The organism is Pseudomonas caspiana (assembly GCF_040224095.2).
GTDB lineage: Bacteria > Pseudomonadota > Gammaproteobacteria > Pseudomonadales > Pseudomonadaceae > Aquipseudomonas > Aquipseudomonas caspiana.
On the sequence record NZ_CP167995.1, the window covers coordinates 5071118 to 5084292 of the forward strand.

Genomic DNA, 13175 nt, shown 5'->3' on the forward strand with positions numbered 1-13175 from the left:
CGAACCTCCACACGGAGATTCGCAATTGCTGGCTTGCGTGAAATGGCCCCACTCAATGGTGCAGGTGCTGTAGTGGGGGTTGCTCATTAACACGCGTATTCTCTTTATGACGGCTTCCATGCCGCTGGCCCTCAGGCGCTGTTATCAATTCATTTTCATTTGGCGCAATGTCAGAGCAGCACGACGTCGTATTGTTCCTGGGAATACATGGTTTCTACCTGAAAACGGATAGTGCGGCCAATGAACGCTTCCAGCTCCGCCACATTACCCGACTCTTCGTCCAGAAGGCGGTCCACGACCCGCTGATTAGCCAATACACGGTAGCCCACCGCCTGATAGGCTCGTGCCTCACGCAGGATTTCCCGGAAAATCTCGTAACAGACCGTTTCCGGCGTCTTCAGCTTGCCGCGCCCCTGACACGCATGGCAAGGCTCGCATAGCACCTGCTCAAGGCTTTCACGGGTACGCTTGCGAGTCATCTGCACAAGACCCAACTCGGTGATACCGATGATGTTGGTCTTGGCGTGATCGCGCTCCAGTTGTTTCTCCAGAGTACGCAGCACCTGGCGCTGATGCTCACCGTCTTCCATGTCGATGAAATCGATAATGATGATGCCGCCCAGATTGCGCAGGCGCAGCTGCCGGGCAATGGCGGTTGCCGCTTCCAGATTGGTCTTGAAGATGGTTTCTTCGAGGTTTCGATGCCCGACGAATGCGCCGGTATTAACGTCGATGGTGCTCATCGCCTCGGCCGGATCGATCACCAGATAGCCACCTGACTTGAGCGGCACTTTGCGCTCCAGGGCTTTCTGGATTTCATCCTCAACACCGTAGAGGTCAAAAATCGGCCGTTCGCCAGGGTAGTGCTCCAGGCGGTCGGCGATCTCCGGCATCAGCTCAGCGACGAACTGAGTGGTTTTCTGGAAGGTTTCCCGGGAATCGATGCGAATCTTCTCGATACGCGGGCTGACCAGGTCGCGCAGAGTACGCAGCGCCAGACCAAGGTCTTCGTAGATCACATTAGGCGGGCTGACGGTCTTGATCTGATCGCCAATCTGATCCCAGAGGCGGCGCAGATAACGGATATCCATGAGGATTTCGTCAGCCCCGGCACCTTCAGCAGCGGTGCGCAGAATGAAACCACCAGCCTCTTTGATGCCTTCGAGGGCGACGCAATCGCTGACCACTTTTTTCAGTCGCTCGCGCTCGCCTTCGTCCTCGATCTTCAACGAAATCCCGACGTGCGCAGTCTTGGGCATGTACACCAGATAACGCGAAGGGATCGACAGCTGCGTCGTCAGGCGCGCGCCTTTGCTGCCTATCGGGTCCTTGGTGACTTGAACGACAAGGCTCTGACCTTCATGCACCAGCGAACTGATGGTTTCTACGGCCGAACCCTCACGCATGGATATCTCCGAGGCGTGAATGAATGCAGCACGGTCCAGACCAATATCGATGAACGCGGCCTGCATACCCGGCAGGACTCGTACAACCTTGCCTTTGTAGATGTTGCCAACGATACCGCGACGCTGGGTCCGCTCGACGTGAACCTCTTGCAGAACACCGTTTTCCACCACTGCCACGCGTGATTCCATCGGCGTGATATTGATCAGAATCTCTTCACTCATGACTTGTCACCTTCCTGGCCTTGCCAACAGGGTATGCCGAAACGGCCCAGCAGTTCTGCGGTTTCGCATAGAGGCAACCCGACCACTGCGGAATAACTGCCCTGCAAGCTCTCGACGAAAATCGCCGCCAGCCCCTGAATAGCGTAGCTGCCCGCTTTATCCTGAGGTTCGCCACTGGCCCAGTAGGTCTGAATTTCGGCAGTAGAGATCGAACGAAAACGCACCCGACTGGCGACGACACGAGTCTCGCAACGCTGTTGATTGACCAGCGCAATCGCCGTCAACACCTCGTGTTCGCGCCCTGACAACGCCGTCAGCATGCTCAGGGCATCCGCCTCATCCAGCGGCTTGCCGAGAATCTGACCGTCGAGCACCACCGCAGTGTCAGCTCCCAACACGCAGCCAGCAACATCGGTCAGCAACGCCAGTCCGGCCTGTGCTTTGCCACGTGCGAGCCGCTCGACATAGGCCGTCGGGGTTTCTTCGTTGTAGGGAGTTTCATCGATCTGTGCACTGAGCACCGTGAAGCGAACACCAATCTGGGTCAGTAATTCCCGACGGCGCGGCGAGCCAGAGGCCAGAAAAAGCGGGGGCATTGGGACATCTCCGTGTCAAAGTTCGTAATGCAGCCCCGAGCCAGAGATGCTCACCCGGGGCTACATGCCGCGTCAGTTGATTTTCAAACGCTTGCTCAAGCCTCGCAGGCCATAGCTGACCCAAGGCCATAACAAGGCACTGACCAGAGCAGGCAAGACCAACGCCAGCGTTGGTTGTCGGTTGCCGGTCAGGGCGCTGAGCCAGAGCTGTGCCAATTGGGCCAGCCCGAAAATAACCAACAGAATCAGACACTGCTGCCACATGGGAAACATGCGCAAGCGTTGCTGCAGGGACATCACTAGGAAGGTGATCAAACACAAGGTCAGGGCGTTCTGCCCCAGCAATGTGCCGTAAAGCACGTCCTCCATCAGGCCCAACAACCACGCAGTGGTCATCCCCACCTTATGGGGCAGATACAGCGCCCAGAAGGTCACAAGCAGCGCCAGCCAGAGCGGGCGAAAGATTTCCATGAACTGCGGCAGAGGCGAGACGCTCAACAGCAAACCCACGACAAAAGTGAACCAGACGACCCACCCGTTACGTTCCGGGGCATGACTAGCCATCAATTCTCTCCCGAGTGGCGGCAGGCGCGGCGGCCGGTGGCTTGGTCGCGGCAGGCTTCACAGGCGGCTTGCTGGCGGGTTTGGGTGCTGGTGTCGCAGGCGTCGCGGCCGGTGTTGCAGCGGGCGCGGCAGCCGGAGCAGCAGCACCGTGGGCAGCAGGCGCAGAATGTGTTCCCGCAGGCACGACGCCGTTAGCAGCAGGAGCCGTAGCGGGTGACACAGCTGGATCAGCACCTTTCTCGATGGACTCTTGAGCGCGAGCGGCATCGGCAGCACGTTCTTCCGGCGAACGGCCGTCGGAGAACACCAACAGCAGGTAGCGGCTGCGGTTCAGCGCAGCGGTCGGGACAGCCCGAACAATGGCAAACGGTTGTCCAGAGTCATGAATGACTTCTTTGACAGTGGCGACGGGATATCCGGCAGGAAAACGCTGACCCAGGCCGGAGCTGACCAGCAGGTCGCCTTCCTTGATGTCAGCGGTGTCCGCTACATGACGCAGCTCAAGACGCTCTGGGTTACCCGTACCGCTGGCAATTGCCCGCAGCCCGTTACGGTTGACCTGTACTGGAATGCTGTGGGTTGTGTCAGTCAGCAGCAACACGCGCGACGTGTAGGGCATCAACTCGACCACTTGCCCCATCAGGCCGCGTGCGTCGAGCACAGGCTGGCCGAGGACCACACCGTCGCGTTCGCCTTTGTTGATAATGATCCGGTGAGTGAACGGATTAGGATCCATGCCGATGAGTTCGGCCACTTCGACCTTCTCGTTGACCAGTGCCGACGAGTTAAGCAACTCGCGCAAGCGCACGTTTTGCTCGGTCAGGGCTGCCAGCTTCTGCAGGCGCCCTTGCAGGAGCAAGGCTTCGGTCTTGAGTTTTTCGTTTTCAGCGATCAGCTCGGTACGACTGCCGAACTGGCTGGCCACACCCTGCATCAGCCGTTGCGGAAGATCGACAATCCAGTACGACTGCATCAGCACCAGCGACATCTGGCTGCGCACAGGCTTGAGCACGGTGAAGCGCGCATCGACGACCATCAGCGCCACCGACAACACGACCAGCACCAACAGGCGCACGCCCAACGAAGGGCCTTTTGCGAAAAGCGGTTTAATAAGCCGCTCCTCCGAAGCAAGATTTCAATCGGCTGTTGTTATTCATGCGATATGCAACCGGCCTGAACGGGTGGAAAAAGTAACACCATATTTTGGCGTCAGCCTAACGCATACAGGTAGCCAAATCGCTACCTGTACACATAAGGATGCATGATAGGTCTTGCCAGCGAATTACTCGCTCGAGAGCAGATCCATCGTGTGCTTATCCATCATTTCCAGCGCACGGCCACCGCCACGCGCTACGCAGGTCAACGGATCTTCGGCAACGATCACCGGCAGACCAGTCTCCTGAGCCAGCAATTTGTCCAGGTCACGCAGCAATGCACCACCACCGGTCAATACCAGACCGCGCTCAGCGATGTCCGATGCCAGTTCCGGAGGCGATTGCTCCAATGCGCTCTTCACAGCCTGAACGATGGTCGCCAGAGATTCCTGCAGCGCTTCAAGCACTTCGTTGGAATTCAGAGTGAAGGCGCGTGGAACGCCTTCAGCCAGGTTACGGCCACGCACGTCAACTTCACGCACTTCGCCGCCTGGATAGGCAGTACCGATTTCCTGCTTGATGCGCTCGGCAGTGGATTCACCGATCAGGCTGCCGTAGTTACGACGCACGTAGGTGATGATCGCTTCGTCGAAACGGTCGCCGCCAACCCGTACGGATTCGGCATAAACCACACCATTGAGCGAGATCAAAGCGATTTCAGTGGTACCACCACCGATATCGACGACCATCGAACCGCGGGCCTCTTCGACCGGCAAGCCGGCACCGATGGCAGCAGCCATTGGCTCTTCGATCAGGAACACTTCACGTGCACCAGCACCCAGCGCTGATTCGCGAATCGCACGACGCTCTACCTGAGTCGATTTGCACGGCACGCAGATCAATACCCGAGGGCTTGGCTGCAGGAAGCTGTTTTCGTGAACCTTGTTGATGAAGTACTGCAGCATTTTTTCGCAAACGCTGAAGTCGGCGATAACGCCGTCTTTCATTGGGCGAATAGCGGCGATGTTGCCCGGGGTACGGCCGAGCATGCGCTTGGCTTCCATCCCGACAGCAACGACGCTCTTCTGGTTTCCGTGGGTCCGAATGGCCACAACTGATGGTTCATTCAGAACGATGCCGCGCTCACGCACGTAAATAAGGGTGTTGGCAGTGCCCAGGTCGATAGACAGATCGCTGGAAAACATGCCACGCAGTTTCTTGAACATGGGAAAGGGACCCTAGGGAACGCGTGGGTAAAAAAGTGCGGCAAACTCTAACAACGACAGGGATTTTGGGCAAGGAGCCAATATGTTAAATTAGCGGTTTTTCCGAGCACGACCCTCGACGTTCGCGGCCTTCTGACCGTAGAAATGCGATAGTGTTCCTCAATCTACCACACGGATCCAATCCGTAGTCATTCCACTGGAGAAACCCATGGCGCTTGATCGCTCCGACGTGGAAAAGATCGCTCATCTGGCACGAATTCGCCTGAATGACGCCGATATCCCGCGTACTACCGAAGCACTAAACAGCATTCTTGGCCTGGTTGATCAGATGCAAGCAGTCGATACCACCGGTATTGAACCACTTGCCCACCCTCTCGAAGCGTCCCAACGCCTGCGCGAAGACGTGGTTACCGAGCGAAATCGCCGGGAAACCTATCAAGCCATCGCACCAGCGGTCCAAGACGGCCTTTATCTGGTTCCAAAAGTCATCGACTAAGGGAATGTGCCTTCAATGCATAAAATGACTCTGGCAGAGATCGCCCGCGGACTCGCCGATAAAAAGTTTTCTTCCGAAGAATTGACCCGTGTCCTGCTCGCGCGCATTACGCAGCTCGACCCGCAGCTCAACAGCTTCATTACCCTTACCGAAGACCTGGCCATCACCCAGGCGCAAGCCGCTGATGCCCGTCGCGCTGCTGGTGAAAACAATCCGTTACTGGGCGCACCGATCGCTCACAAGGACCTGTTCTGCACACAAGGCGTGCGCACCAGCTGCGCATCGAAAATGCTCGACAACTTCAAGGCGCCGTACGACGCCACTGTCGTTGCAAAGCTGGCGGCTGCGGGTACCGTCACCCTTGGCAAGACCAACATGGACGAATTCGCCATGGGTTCGGCCAACGAGTCCAGCCACTACGGCGCGGTGAAAAACCCATGGAGTCTTGAGCACGTACCGGGTGGTTCCTCGGGTGGTTCAGCTGCTGCGGTTGCCGCTCGCTTGCTGCCAGCCGCGACGGGCACCGACACCGGCGGCTCGATTCGCCAACCGGCCGCACTGACTAACCTGACCGGCCTGAAACCGACCTACGGTCGGGTTTCCCGCTGGGGCATGATCGCTTATGCCTCGAGCCTTGATCAGGGTGGTCCGCTGGCACGTACCGCTGAAGACTGCGCGTTGTTGCTGCAAGGCATGGCCGGTTTCGACCCGCTCGACTCCACCAGCATCGACGAGCCTGTGCCGGACTACAGCGCCAGCCTTAACGGCTCGCTGCAAGGCCTGCGCATCGGCCTTCCAAAGGAATATTTCAGTGCTGGTCTCGACCCGCGCATTGCAGATATGGTCATGGCCAGCGTCGAAGAGCTGAAAAAGCTCGGTGCCGTGGTCAAGGAAATCAGCCTGCCAAACCTGCAACACGGCATCCCGGCTTATTACGTGATCGCTCCGGCAGAAGCCTCTTCGAACCTGTCGCGTTTTGACGGCGTGCGCTTTGGCCATCGCTGCGAAGAACCGAAAGACCTCACCGACCTGTACGAGCGCTCCCGCGCTGAGGGCTTTGGCCCTGAAGTACAACGCCGGATTCTGGTCGGTGCTTACGCGCTGTCCGCTGGCTACTACGACGCGTACTACCTGCAGGCGCAGAAAATCCGTCGCCTGATCAAGAACGACTTCATGAACGCTTTCGCTGAAGTCGATGTGATCCTCGGGCCGACCACGCCTAACCCGGCCTGGAAAATCGGCGCCAAGACCAACGACCCGATCGCCGAGTATCTGGAAGACTTCTACACCATCACCGCCAACCTCGCGGGTCTGCCGGGCTTGTCCATGCCAGCGGGCTTTGCCGATGGTCTGCCGGTAGGCGTGCAATTGCTCGCCCCGTATTTCCAGGAAAGCCGCTTGCTGAACGTTGCTCATCAGTATCAGCAAGTCACCGATTGGCATCTGCGCACGCCTGACGGCTTCTAAGGAGAAAACACATGCAATGGGAAGTCGTTATCGGGCTGGAGATTCACACCCAGCTTTCGACCCAATCGAAGATTTTCTCCGGCAGCGCCATCGCGTTCGGCTCCGAGCCCAACACGCAGGCCAGCCTGGTTGACCTGGGCATGCCCGGCGTTTTGCCGGTGCTCAATAAAGAAGCTGTGCGCATGGCGGTCAAGTTCGGTCTGGCGGTAGACGCCGAGATCGGCCAGCACAACGTGTTTGCCCGCAAAAACTACTTCTACCCAGACCTGCCCAAGGGTTATCAGATCAGCCAGATGGAATTGCCGATTGTCGGCAAAGGCCACCTGGACATCACCCTTGAAGACGGCACCGTGAAACGCGTCGGCATCACCCGCGCCCACCTTGAAGAAGACGCCGGCAAAAGCCTGCACGAAGACTTCAGCGGCATGACCGGCATCGACCTGAACCGTGCGGGCACCCCGCTGCTGGAAATCGTTTCCGAGCCGGACATGCGTTCGGCCAAGGAAGCAGTGGCTTACGTTAAAGCCATGCACGCGCTTGTTCGTTACCTGGGCATCTGCGACGGCAACATGGCTGAAGGTTCGCTGCGCTGCGACTGTAACGTTTCGATCCGTCCGAAGGGTCAGGTCGAATTCGGTACCCGTTGCGAGATCAAGAACGTCAACTCGTTCCGCTTCATCGAAAAGGCGATCAACAGCGAAATCCAGCGTCAGATCGATCTGATCGAAGATGGCGGCAAGGTCGTGCAGCAGACCCGTCTTTACGATCCAAACAAAGACGAAACCCGCGCCATGCGCAGCAAAGAGGAAGCCAACGACTACCGTTACTTCCCCGATCCGGACCTGCTGCCAGTGGTGATCGAAGATTCGTTCATCGAAGAAACCCGCGCAACCCTGCCGGAGTTGCCGCCGCAGAAACGCGAGCGCTTCCAGAGTCAGTTCAGCCTGTCGGCTTATGACGCGAGCGTGCTGGCCTCCAGTCGCGAGCAGGCGGACTACTTCGAACAAGTGGTCAGCATCAGTGGCGACGCAAAACTGGCCGCCAACTGGGTCATGGTCGAACTGGGCAGCCTGCTGAACAAGCAAGGCCTGGAAATCGAAGAGTCGCCGGTCAGCGCCGAGCAACTGGGCGGCATGCTCAAGCGCATCACCGACAACACCATTTCCGGCAAAATCGCGAAAATGGTCTTCGAAGCCATGGCCAATGGCGAAGGCAGCGCCGATGAAATCATCGAAAAACGCGGCCTGAAGCAAGTGACTGACAGCGGAGCCATCGAGTCGATGCTCGACGAAATGCTGGCAGCCAACGCTGAGCAGGTCGAACAGTACCGCGCCGCTGATGAAGCCAAACGCGGCAAGATGTTCGGCTTCTTCGTAGGTCAGGCGATGAAAGTATCGAAAGGCAAAGCGAACCCACAGCAGGTCAATGAACTGCTGAAGAAGAAGCTGGAAGGTTGATTTAAAAGCTCCTGCCGGACCTTACCTGTAGGAACTCACCGAGGTTACGAGGCCAGCGATGGCGAAGTGTCAGACAGGCCGCCATCGCTGGCCTCGTAACTTCGGTGAGCCCCTACAGAGAGATGCGGTAGTCTAAAAAATCTTAAGGATCGCAACCCATGCTGCGGCTTCTCGGCACCACAGCCCTGTTCACCTTCCTGGTTGGCTGCGCCAGCCAGAACCAGATCATCGACGCTCGTGGCTACAATCAAACGGGCGATGCCTCCTATTACGGCGCCCGGCACCACGGCAAGCGTACCGCCAGCGGCGAACCCTTTGATCAAAACGCGCTCACGGCGGCCCACCGTCAGCTACCCTTTGGCACCCGAGTCAAAGTCACCAATCTTGATAACGACAAAAGCGTTATTGTCCGGATCAATGATCGCGGCCCTCACACACGTGGCCGACTGATTGATCTATCACGCGCGGCTGCCGAACAGATCGGCATGGTGCGCAGCGGAACCGCGCCTGTGCGCGTACAAAGTCTGAGCGACTAAGGACGCCCCGAATTCTCGAACTATCATCCCTGCCCTTTCCCGACGTACTTCAGTGGGTCTGCGGTTTGCTGTTGCTGCTTATCGGGGCCGAGCTTTCCGTGCGTGCCGCAGTGAGTCTGGCGACCACCCTTGGGGTACGGCCGCTGTTCATTGGCCTGACCTTTGTTGCGCTGGGCAGCAGCGCGCCGCAAATGGCGGTGGGCCTGCAAGCAGCGTTCACCTCCAGCGCGGATATCGCCGTGGGCAGCGTGGTAGGCAGCAACATCTTCAATGTACTGGTCACCTTGGGATTGTGCGCGCTGATCATTCCGCTACGGGTTACCCGGCAGCTGGTACGCCTGGAAATCCCGCTGATGATTGCAGCGAGTGCATTGGTTTTGGCACTTTCCTGGAACGGCGTGCTCGGTGCGCTGGATGGCGCGATCCTGCTGCTGGGTTTGCTCGTCTACCTACTGGTTGTCTTGCGTCAATCCGGGCAACGCTTTGCCTATCGCCAATCCAGTGGCACGGAACACTCACGCAAAACAGGTCAGGTCGTGTTGCGCCTGGGCGCGTTGTTGGGTGGTATCGCTTGCGTGGTGCTGGGCAGTCATCTGCTGGTGGCAGCATCAGTGGTGATCGCGATGGATCTTGGTCTGTCTGAACGGGTGATTGGCCTCACCGTGATTGCCGTCAGTACCTCCCTGCCCGCCTTGACCACTTCATTGATCGCCGCATTGCGTGGCGAGCGTGACATTGCCGTGGGCAACGTTGTTGGCAGTAACCTGTTCAATCTGTTGGGCGTCCTGGGCATCACAGCCCTTATCGCACCCATGCCACTGTCAGTCTCGCCCAATGCGCTGGATTTTGACCTGCCCGTGATGCTTGGCGTAGCGGCGCTGTGCATGCCTTTGTTCTACTCCGGCTACCGGATCACCCGGATCGAAGGGCTGATGCTGCTGGCGCTGTATGCCGCGTACGGACTGCACATCGTATCGTTCACCACCGGCATGCCGCTGGCCGACAAGCTTGAGCGGCTGATGGTCCAGTTTGTACTGCCGGTGTTCGCGGTGATGATTACCTTCAGCACAATCAGAGCATGGCGACGTCAGCACTAGATCCAGCCGCCCCATTGCAGGATAAAGATCCCGATATTGGTGGTCACCGCTGCCGCCAGTGTCGTGATCACGATGATCGCTGCAGCCAGCACATGATTGCCATTGGCCGCCCGGGCCATGACGTAACTGGACGCGGCGGTCGGGCTGGCGAAGTACAGAAACAGAATCCCCAACTCTGCCCCACGGAATCCACACAGCCAGGCTGCCAGCGTAGACAGCACCGGCAAAGTGACCATCTTCATGACACTGGCGCTGATTGCCAGCTTGCCGCTCTGATGCAGCGAACTCAGTGACAGCGTGCCGCCGATACAGATCAGGGCCAGCGGCAGGGTCATCTGCGCCAGATAATTGCCCGACGTTTCGATCCAGTGAGGCAGCGGAATCTTGAAATAGGCAAAGGGCGTAGCCGCGATGATGCTGATGATCAACGGGTTGCCCAACACGCTTTTGAACAGGCTCCACGGGTCAGACTTGATCACCGGGCTGTACACCGCGAGCACGATGGTCGAGAGCGCGTTGTAGAACAGGATGACCAGGGCCGCGAGAATCGCTCCCAGAGAAATCCCGTAATCGCCGTACATGCTGGCGGCCAGCGCCAGACCGATCACACCGTTGTTACCGCGAAAGGCGCCCTGAACGAAAACCCCACGATCTACCAGCGGCACACGCCAGATCGCCCAGCCCCACGCGAACGCGAAACCAGCCAGGGTGATGATGGTGAAAAAGATCAGCAGCGATGGCTGCAAGGCTTCACGCAAATCGGCGTGGATGATGCCCAGAAACAGCAGCGCGGGCATGGTCACGTTAAACACCAGGCTCGACGCGGTCATGATGAAACCGTCATCAATCCAGTTGATGCGCTTGAGCAGCACCCCTAGGAACAGCATGGCGAAAACCGGCGCAGTGATGGCCAGGGTCTGATAGAAAATGTCCAGCATTCGTCGAACCCTGTCCCGTCGTTAGGTAGCTAATGATAAGCCAGCATAGACGATAGCGTTACAGGGAATTTCGGAAAGCCGCTGTAGGAGTGAACTTGTTCGCGAGCGGCCTATCTGGCTAAACAGAAGATCGCCTCGCCAACAGGTTGGCACTTCTCAGACAAACTGCAATCTTCCAGATTGAACCCAATCCTGTAGCAGCTCACCGAGGTTACGAGGCCAGCGATAGCGGTTTGCATGACACTACGCCGTCGCGGGCCTCGTAAGCTCGGTGAGCTCCTACAGGTCCATGTTTGCTGCGCAATAGTGCTGCGTCAGAAACAAGGGGCGAGTTCCTACAGGAATGCTCAGCGCTTCATGCCTCCCGGGCGGGCACCAGTTTCTTCTCGAACACCGAAACCCCATCCAGATCCCGCAAGGTCACGGTCATCTCCGAACTTTGCCCGTCGATGTTCACCTCGCCAAAAAACTGGAAACCGGCAAACGGGGAGGTGTTCTGCGCAGGCGGGGCCTTCTGGAAGACCAGTTCAGGGCCGAAGGTTTTATCCAGCGGGTTAGGCCCGAAGCTACCCGCGTTCAACGGCCCGGCAACAAATTCCCAGAATGGATCGAAGTCCTGAAACACCGCCCGATCCGGTTGATAGTGATGCGCCGCGCAGTAATGCACATCGGCAGTCAGCCACACGCAGTCGCGGATTTTTTGCGCGCGCAGATAGGTCAGCAGTTCAGCGATTTCCAGTTCGCGACCGGCCGCCGGGCCGTCGTTGCCATTGGCGATGGCTTCCCAGCGCGCCACGCCGGGGCTGACTTCGCCATCCGGCACACCCAGACCAATCGGCATGTCTGCAGCGATCACCTTCCATTGTGCAGTGGAATTCTTGAGTCCGCTTTTGAGCCAGTCCAGTTGAGTGCGTCCCAGAAACGCCGTGGTAGGGCCAGGTTTATCAGCCAGATTGGAGTCGTTACCGTCGCGATAACTGCGCATGTCCAGCACGAACACATCCAGCATCGGCCCGTAACTCATCTTGCGATAGATGCGCCCGCCCTTATCCGCCTCCTGCAAACGCATAGGCGCGTATTCAAGGAATGCCTGACGACCACGGGACGCCAACAGTTGTATGTCCTTGACCTTGTAACGGTCGTCCAGCTGTTTGCTCGGCGACCAGTTGTTCGTCACTTCGTGGTCGTCCCACTGCCAGATCTGCGGCACCTCAGCATTGAAACGGCGCAGGTTGTCATCCATCAGGTTGTAGCGATAAGCACCACGGTATTCGTCGAGGGTTTCCGCGACTTTGCTCTTGGCTTCGGTAGTGATGTTGCGCCAGATGCGCCCACCTTCGGTAACGATCTGCGCCGGGACAGGGCCATCGGCATAGATGGTGTCGCCGCTGTGGATAAAAAAATCCGGCAGACGCAGACGCATGGCTTCATAGATACGCATGCCGCCCACATCCGGGTTGATGCCGAAGCCTTGACCCACCGTGTCGCCACTCCAGACGAAACGCAGGTCCCGACGCTGTTGCGGCACACTGCGCAGATGGCCGAACCAGGGCTCACTGGTCGTGCCTGACTGGGCATCTTCGAACTGCACGCGATAGAAAATCGCCTGATCGGTGGGCAGTCCGGTCAATTCGACTCGCGCAGTAAAGTCAGTGCGCTGATCAGCGAGGGCTGAAACCAGACGCCGCGGATTGGTGAACATGCTGCGGGTGTCCCACTCCACGACCATGCGCGACGGTCGATCACTGCGACTCCAGACCATCGCCCGATCACCGAGTACGTCACCGGACTGCACGCCGTCGGTGATTTTCGGTCGGTCCTGAATCGAAGCGATAACGGCTGGAGCCAGACCAGGCAAAAGCAAACCTGCACCAGCAGCCTGAATGATGCGACGTCGTGTCGGGTCGAACTGAGTCATGGAGGGTCCCCTTGTTGAAGGTAAAGGGGAAAGCTAGCAGTGCAAGATGGGGGAAATATGACAATGGGGCAGACATTCAACCGGTAGGAGCCAACTTGTTGGCGAGAGGCGGTGTGTCTTTCAAATCGCCTCGCGAACACGTTCGCTCCTACCGGGGA

12 protein-coding genes are annotated in these 13175 nt (G+C 58.1%); 5 read left to right on the forward strand and 7 right to left on the reverse strand.

Annotated elements, in window-relative coordinates; genetic code table 11:
• Positions 1-170: 170 nt before the first annotated feature.
• The 5 genes from rng to mreB all read right to left on the reverse strand — a co-directional run bounded on the left by rng (position 171) and on the right by mreB (position 5108).
• Positions 171-1628: a ribonuclease G gene (gene rng, locus ABRP31_RS23020; RefSeq protein ID WP_087264909.1), complete on the reverse strand. Its 1458-nt coding sequence runs from the start codon at positions 1626-1628 to the stop codon at positions 171-173.
• Positions 1625-2224: a Maf family protein gene (locus tag ABRP31_RS23025; RefSeq protein ID WP_349969614.1), complete on the reverse strand. Its 600-nt coding sequence runs from the start codon at positions 2222-2224 to the stop codon at positions 1625-1627. The genes rng and ABRP31_RS23025 overlap by 4 nt, the downstream gene beginning before the upstream one ends.
• Positions 2225-2296: 72 nt before the next feature.
• Positions 2297-2788 carry a rod shape-determining protein MreD gene (gene mreD, locus ABRP31_RS23030; protein WP_087264911.1) on the reverse strand — a complete coding sequence of 164 codons (492 nt, stop codon included), beginning with the start codon at positions 2786-2788 and terminating at the stop codon, positions 2297-2299.
• Positions 2781-3851 carry a rod shape-determining protein MreC gene (gene mreC / locus ABRP31_RS23035; RefSeq protein WP_372489469.1) on the reverse strand — a complete coding sequence of 357 codons (1071 nt, stop codon included), beginning with the start codon at positions 3849-3851 and terminating at the stop codon, positions 2781-2783. Before mreC ends, mreD begins: the two co-directional genes overlap by 8 nt.
• A gap of 219 nt (positions 3852-4070) precedes the next feature.
• The gene (mreB, locus tag ABRP31_RS23040) at positions 4071-5108 is read right to left on the reverse strand and encodes a rod shape-determining protein MreB (protein ID WP_020292894.1); all 1038 of its coding nucleotides are present in this window, start codon (positions 5106-5108) and stop codon (positions 4071-4073) included.
• Positions 5109-5316: 208 nt separating this feature from the next.
• Here mreB and gatC point away from each other — a divergent pair, with 208 nt between their 5' ends.
• The 5 genes from gatC to ABRP31_RS23065 all read left to right on the forward strand — a co-directional run bounded on the left by gatC (position 5317) and on the right by ABRP31_RS23065 (position 10161).
• Entirely contained in the window at positions 5317-5604 is a 288-nt protein-coding gene (gatC, locus tag ABRP31_RS23045) for an Asp-tRNA(Asn)/Glu-tRNA(Gln) amidotransferase subunit GatC (RefSeq protein ID WP_087264913.1), read from the forward strand.
• A 15-nt stretch (positions 5605-5619) separates the two neighbouring features.
• Entirely contained in the window at positions 5620-7071 is a 1452-nt protein-coding gene (gatA, locus tag ABRP31_RS23050; RefSeq protein WP_349969612.1) for an Asp-tRNA(Asn)/Glu-tRNA(Gln) amidotransferase subunit GatA, read from the forward strand.
• An 11-nt stretch (positions 7072-7082) separates the two neighbouring features.
• Positions 7083-8528 carry an Asp-tRNA(Asn)/Glu-tRNA(Gln) amidotransferase subunit GatB gene (gatB, locus tag ABRP31_RS23055; RefSeq protein ID WP_095096485.1) on the forward strand — a complete coding sequence of 482 codons (1446 nt, stop codon included), beginning with the start codon at positions 7083-7085 and terminating at the stop codon, positions 8526-8528.
• 158 nt (positions 8529-8686) lie between these two features.
• Positions 8687-9064, forward strand: a complete 378-nt coding sequence (locus tag ABRP31_RS23060; RefSeq protein ID WP_349969611.1) for a septal ring lytic transglycosylase RlpA family protein — start codon at positions 8687-8689, stop codon at positions 9062-9064.
• Positions 9065-9093: 29 nt separating this feature from the next.
• A complete protein-coding gene (locus tag ABRP31_RS23065; RefSeq protein ID WP_349969860.1) occupies positions 9094-10161 on the forward strand; it encodes a calcium/sodium antiporter in 1068 nt (355 codons plus the stop codon).
• Here the strand turns inward: ABRP31_RS23065 and ABRP31_RS23070 are convergent.
• Positions 10158-11099: an AEC family transporter gene (locus ABRP31_RS23070; RefSeq protein WP_087264918.1), complete on the reverse strand. Its 942-nt coding sequence runs from the start codon at positions 11097-11099 to the stop codon at positions 10158-10160. The two genes, ABRP31_RS23065 and ABRP31_RS23070, sit on opposite strands and share 4 nt — an antisense overlap.
• 355 nt (positions 11100-11454) lie before the next feature.
• Positions 11455-13017 (reverse strand): alkaline phosphatase D family protein, encoded by a 1563-nt coding sequence (locus ABRP31_RS23075; protein ID WP_349969610.1) that lies wholly within the window; start codon positions 13015-13017, stop codon positions 11455-11457.
• Positions 13018-13175: the final 158 nt, after the last annotated feature.

Bases quoted from the DNA above. Each gene is read 5' to 3' on its own strand.
- mreD (WP_087264911.1), bottom strand. From the start codon at position 2,788: ATGGCTAGTCATGCCCCGGAACGTAACGGGTGGGTCGTCTGGTTCACT.
- ABRP31_RS23075 (WP_349969610.1), bottom strand. From the start codon at position 13,017: ATGACTCAGTTCGACCCGACACGACGTCGCATCATTCAGGCTGCTGGT.
- rng (WP_087264909.1), bottom strand. From the start codon at position 1,628: ATGAGTGAAGAGATTCTGATCAATATCACGCCGATGGAATCACGCGTG.
- ABRP31_RS23025 (WP_349969614.1), bottom strand. From the start codon at position 2,224: ATGCCCCCGCTTTTTCTGGCCTCTGGCTCGCCGCGCCGTCGGGAATTA.
- mreB (WP_020292894.1), bottom strand. From the start codon at position 5,108: ATGTTCAAGAAACTGCGTGGCATGTTTTCCAGCGATCTGTCTATCGAC.
- gatB (WP_095096485.1), top strand. From the start codon at position 7,083: ATGCAATGGGAAGTCGTTATCGGGCTGGAGATTCACACCCAGCTTTCG.
- gatC (WP_087264913.1), top strand. From the start codon at position 5,317: ATGGCGCTTGATCGCTCCGACGTGGAAAAGATCGCTCATCTGGCACGA.
- ABRP31_RS23060 (WP_349969611.1), top strand. From the start codon at position 8,687: ATGCTGCGGCTTCTCGGCACCACAGCCCTGTTCACCTTCCTGGTTGGC.
- gatA (WP_349969612.1), top strand. From the start codon at position 5,620: ATGCATAAAATGACTCTGGCAGAGATCGCCCGCGGACTCGCCGATAAA.
- ABRP31_RS23070 (WP_087264918.1), bottom strand. From the start codon at position 11,099: ATGCTGGACATTTTCTATCAGACCCTGGCCATCACTGCGCCGGTTTTC.